The sequence below is a fragment of the Candidatus Cloacimonadota bacterium genome (genome assembly GCA_020532355.1).
Taxonomy (GTDB): domain Bacteria; phylum Cloacimonadota; class Cloacimonadia; order Cloacimonadales; family Cloacimonadaceae; genus UBA5456.
On sequence record JAJBBD010000244.1, the window covers coordinates 1 to 5,538 of the forward strand.

Here is a 5,538-nt window from a genome sequence, read left to right on the forward strand (position 1 = left end):
ATGCCGAAAAAGTCAAATAAAGACATCCCTTACCTCTTTTCTGAAAAGCAAAATTGGCGGTTCATAAGCTGTATAAACTACTAAAAACCTATATTTTCACAATTCCTGAGCACTCTATAGATGTCAAGCAAAAAGACGTAACTCGATAGTGCAATATCGGGATGTGTATAACGTGACAACGAAATCTGCAAATTGTGCAGCGAAAACTGCAAACTGTCGCATCGTTGCTCATCCTTACTCATCCTTTCCAAGACCCTTTTAGGTAGTTTTTGACAGGCTTTCTGCAAACTGTGCAGCGAAAACTGCAAATTCTGACAGGATAACTGCATAGTCGTCCTCACACAATAAGAACTTCCTAATGTGGGTCAATCCCTAATTCTTATTCTGCTCCAACAAGGTTGAATCTATTTAATCATCGGTTAGACAAAGGCTGCACCCAGGACCAATTAGAGTACTTTTCCCTCCAGCTTGTGGGATTACTTGAAGTTGAGTACTAATCCTCTCCTTAAGCGCTTGAACGTGAGAGATTACACCGATTATTTTACCATTTTGCTGATAACTTGCCAGTGCTTCAAGTGCTAAGGATAATGACTCATCGTCTAATGTTCCAAAACCTTCATCTAAGAATAATGAGTCCACCCGAACTTTCTTGCTAGCCATTTGAGACAGTCCTAAGGCAAGAGATAAGCTGACAAGGAAGCTCTCTCCACCCGACAGATTCTTGGTTGATCTTGTAACACTAGCCTGGTAATTGTCTATAACTTCCAGCTCCAGAGGGTTTTTACTACCACGTATCAGTATATACCTATCGGTCAATTGCTGCAATTGTTTGTTAGCATGACCTATCATCACATCGAAAGTCAACCCCTGAGCATAGTTACGAAACTTTTTCCCATCTGCGGAACCTATCAGGTAGTGCAAGTTTTCCCATTTTAGGCATTCTTTTTCTTGAGTCTCAATACCTTTTTGCTTTGCCTTGCGTTTTTCCTTGGCAACCTCGTTACTCTGTAAAGTAGTATTGATGGTAGCAATCTTCTCTCTCAATTCTCCCAGAGCTGTCTCTAAATCTTTTGCTTGCGCTCTCACTTCCTCAATAGTCAAGTCCGTAAGCTTCTTTGCCAGCTCCGTGTCATAACGCTTTTTACAGTCTGTTTGCCTGACTTGAAGACCTATCAGTCTGCTTGCAAGTTCCTGTGCCAGTTGGGATAACTTTTCCCTCTCGCCGCTGCTGAGTACCGTTTTGTTATACTCGTTCTCATCCTTGATACCCAGGATTTGCAGTGATGCAAGAAAAGAAGTTTCGAGGCTGTTCAGCTCTGGATTTCTCTTATTGATACTCTTCTTGATTGAATCAACTCTGGTTCGGGCTGCCGTTAACTCGCCTTGGTGCTTGGACTGTTGATCTCTACAGTTCTTTTCTTCTTGCTCAGCCTTAGTAATAGTTGCAATTAGCGAAGCCTCTTCTGCGTCTGGTATTTTGTTACCAAAAAGTCTATGCCTCTCTGCTTTTTTTGCGCTAAGTTCTGTGTTTTGAGACTCTAGCCGGGTTTTTCTATCGTTCTGAGTTGTGCGTTGAACCTCTATGATCCCTTCTAAACGTTTTATCTCATTATCGTACCTAGAGATCGTTGTCCTTACTTCTTCTTTCTGCTTTACATAGTCCTGCCAATCCCGTAACCGCTTGCTAAGTAAATTCATAACAGAATCTATATCTGAGTCCGGAACCTCTTTGATGCCAAGAGGTATGAGTTTGTTTACAATCTCTTGCTTGATTCTGCTATAGTCTTCTGCACATTTCTTCAATCCCTCTTTTTTTACCGTTAGGGCGGTCTCGGCAGCATTTCTTTCACTCTCAGCACTTACTATCCGCTTATCACACTCATCAAGATTCTTCTGAGCAGCACCTTCTGCTTCTTGTAGTTTTTGGAATTTAGCTTCCAGGTCTTCTGCTTTGCTTATTAAATCTGTTAATTCGTTAATTTTACGCTGGGTATCATCCAAAACTGGAACATTTCCCCTTGCAAAGGGATGATCTTGGGCTCCGCATAAGGGGCATGGTTCACCATCTTTAAGCTTAACACGATAATCCTCAAGAGCGGCAATTTGTTGTAACAATGCCTTCTTCTCAAGAAGTGTGTACTTCTCCGTGCGGTATTCCCGCAAGAGTTTTCCATCCAGGATTGATTCTAAGGCATCTTTTTCCTTTTGTTTTTGAAGCGAGGCTTCTTTTAGTTTCTTACCCAGCGCAACGCTTTCACCCTGTGTTTCGTCGAGGCTTTTGGACTTCTTCTCAAGCTCAATAACTGCTTCTCTAATATTTTCATCAAGTTGTACAATCTCTTTATGTTTAGTGGACAGATTGTTCAATTGTTCCTGGATACCTGCTAAGTTTTCCACAAGCCATTCATCTTGCGTATGCTCTTCCAGATACTTGCATATTTTCTTTAGTTTCCCGGCTTCATTATCATGCTGCTTGTGAAGACCAGTGATAGACTTCGTATGTTTCTTTATCTCTTCTTCATATCTCTGGATGGACTCTTCCGAATCCCGGCATAGCTTCTCTTGATTAGCAATGGTCTGATCGAGAGCAATAATCTTCCTGATAAGAGGTTTTGCCTTATTCAGATTCTCTTTGGATTTTAATGTGCTTTGCTCTAAACTTCTCAGCCTGTTTGTAAGATCTTCAGCCTTAGCCTGTAATTCCGGTAAAGCTGCTTCAGCCTTTTGTAATTCTTTAGTATCATCTGCCTGTTGTTGTCTATTCGCTGTGAGAGTAGCATATTTACCCTCTAATGAAGCAGCTTTATTCGCTTGTTCGAGTCTCGCCTTCTGTGGTTGAAAGTCAGCGATCTCTTTCTTCAAAAGCTCATCTTCCTCAGCCAGGCTGTAGATATCTTTCTGCAAAGCTTCGATTGTGGTAAGCCAGGTTTGCGACTCCAGGGTCTTATTTAACTTATCAGTATCTTGTTTCTCTGCTATTCTGAAGTTCTCGAGCTCAGTTTTGTATTGCTCTTCATGTTCTGGATCCAGGACAGATGTCCCATCTGCTTCTGCCCTGAGCAACTTTAGCCTCTCCTGTTCATATCGTTGCCGCTCATGAACTTTTATAGATATCTCGCTGTAGATTTCCGTGCCCGTGATCTGTTCCAGGATTGGAGCCCGCTCATCAGAATCAGCTTGTAAAAATGCCGCAAAGTCACCCTGGGCCAACAACATTGACCGGGTAAACCTTTCAAAATTCAAACCTGTAATAGCTTCTACTTGTTCCGCCACGCCTCTGATTGATGAGCCTAGGACAGCACCTGATTCAGCTTTAAATATCTCGTGTTTCGGAGCCTGTAGAACTCCGTCTGGCTTATTCCTTGCCCTGCGTTGGCTCCAATGACAGCGGTATTGGCCTTCTGGATTCTCGAAGCATACTTCCGCAAAGCAATCACTTGTCAGACGCGACATTATCTCATTGCCTCTATTGTTTACCTTGTCTAGGCGGGGTGTCCTTCCATAAAGAGCAAGGCATATTGCATCGAGAATAGTAGATTTCCCAGCCCCGGTTGGACCTGTAATAGCGAAGATGCCATTTGAAACATAGGCCGGGTTCGTCATATCAATTTGCCACTCACCGACTAAGGAATTCAGGTTTTTAAAACGAATCTGTAATACTCTCATCTTATCACACCTTTACTCTGCCTGACTGTCGGATTCTTGTATCGATAATAGGATTTCTTTATAAGCTATCATCATATCTTGCCTTTGCTCTTCAGGTATATTGTGATCACTCAAACAACGCTCGAATACATCAATTTCACTCAGACTATCCAGGCTATCTTCAATACTCACTTGTTCCAGTGCCCGCTCTATAACCAGGTTGTTTTTCACCCGGATTATTTCCAAAGGAGTGTCCTCAATAGACATCGATAAGCGATTCTGCAAATCACTTATGATCTCATCGCCAGTGTAAACTATTTCTAACCAGACATTGGTATTTTCAACCGATAGATCAGTAATCCTGTTATATATATCTTCCCAATCTCCCTGTATGCTTTCGATCGGTTGGAAAACTGGGACTTCAATCTGCTTGACTGTGGTAGTATCATGATCAATATCTACTATCAAGACCCTTTTCTTTTGCTTAGCTTCACCAAAGCCCATAGGTAAAGGCGATCCACTATAACGAATTGTATCTAATTTATTCACTTTTTGTGGAATGTGTAAGTGGCCAAGAGCAGTATAGTTGAAGGATTTCGGGAAAGCATCAGCAGACACATGCGCTAAGGTTCCAATATATAGCTCACGAACTCCATCATCATCAACTATACGACCACCAGAAGTAAATAAGTGCCCCATTCCTACTATGGGGATATCCATTCCTAGTTCAAGGCGTTTATTATCGGCTAGCAGACCTACCGCAGTGTAGTGTTTGGAAATGCCTTCTAGTAGATGTCTTTCTTTGTCATTTATGCTCTCTCCTGCTTCTGCTGTACGAATATCCTTGTCCCTCAGATAGGGTACCGCACAAACAATCAATTCTGGTACATGTTGTTGATCATAGAGTACTAGCACTTCATCGTTTAAATCTCCAGCACCGTTGCCTACTACATGCACATTGAGAACCTTGAGTAATTCCTTTGGAGCAACTAGAAATGATGGGGAATCGTGGTTACCGGCAGTAATAACCACATGTTTACAGGTAGATGTGGACACCTTATGGAGAAACTGATAATACAATTCTTGAGCTCGATTACTCGGTGCCGTTGTATCAAAAACATCTCCAGCTACTAATAAGACTTCGATGTCATTCTGTTGGATTGTCTCTGTTAACCAAATTAAGAATGAGTTGTATTCTTCATATCGTTTTCTCCCACAAAGTGATCTACCGATGTGCCAATCAGAAGTATGCAGAATTCTCATAGAGGCTCCTAAGGTTGCAAAACTGATATTTCATTATATAGCTTAATCAGGCTTTCGATCGAAAGATCAAGTATTGGCTCGTACATAAACGAGTTAAGATGGATGTTTGAACTGACCGTAACGCTGACCTTATCCAGAGTAGAACGTTCAGGAAGGTTAGCATCTAAGGTCATGAGCTCTTCATACAGCTTTCCAAATTGGCTCCTTTCCTCACACCAGTATGTTGGGTCAGTTTTTATTAGCCTAATTCTTTCTATCATAAATTGCTCTGCTTTCATGCGTATAGCAATGGACATTAACACTTTGTCTTCAAGGTTAAGTCCTGTCTGGGTAGTGGCGAGGCAGATTTGGTTTGCTTGAATAAAAAGCGTATCTACCATAGTTGTGTTTCTGTCTAAATAATATGTTGTTCCAAAAAATCCATTGTAAATGCCTATATAGTCATCGATAGTTATCGTACTCGTGTCGCTTTTCCAATGCTGCAAGCTTGTCAGTTTCAGATAATCCGGATCCTCATCCCCTCTTGTGTACTCGATTAGATTTCTACTGAACGGCACTGTAGCATAAAGAATAGTATCATTCTCTGAAACTCTATTCTTCCACATATTTACAAACACATTATTAATCCCC

3 protein-coding genes are annotated in these 5,538 nt (G+C 41.5%); all 3 read right to left on the reverse strand.

Translation table 11 applies throughout. From position 1 onward, the window contains the following. Positions 1-408 precede the first annotated feature (408 nt). Entirely contained in the window at positions 409-3,666 is a 3,258-nt protein-coding gene (locus LHW48_08600) for a chromosome segregation protein SMC (protein ID MCB5260510.1), read from the reverse strand. A gap of 12 nt (positions 3,667-3,678) precedes the next feature. Then, positions 3,679-4,908 carry an exonuclease SbcCD subunit D C-terminal domain-containing protein gene (locus LHW48_08605; protein ID MCB5260511.1) on the reverse strand — a complete coding sequence of 410 codons (1,230 nt, stop codon included), beginning with the start codon at positions 4,906-4,908 and terminating at the stop codon, positions 3,679-3,681. 8 nt (positions 4,909-4,916) lie between these two features. Next, positions 4,917-5,538, reverse strand: a 622-nt coding sequence (locus LHW48_08610) for a hypothetical protein (protein ID MCB5260512.1), incomplete at its 5' end; no start/stop codon positions are given.

Coding starts and splice junctions, on each gene's coding strand:
- LHW48_08600 (MCB5260510.1), bottom strand. CDS start 3,666: ATGAGAGTATTACAGATTCGTTTTAAAAACCTGAATTCCTTAGTCGGT.
- LHW48_08605 (MCB5260511.1), bottom strand. CDS start 4,908: ATGAGAATTCTGCATACTTCTGATTGGCACATCGGTAGATCACTTTGT.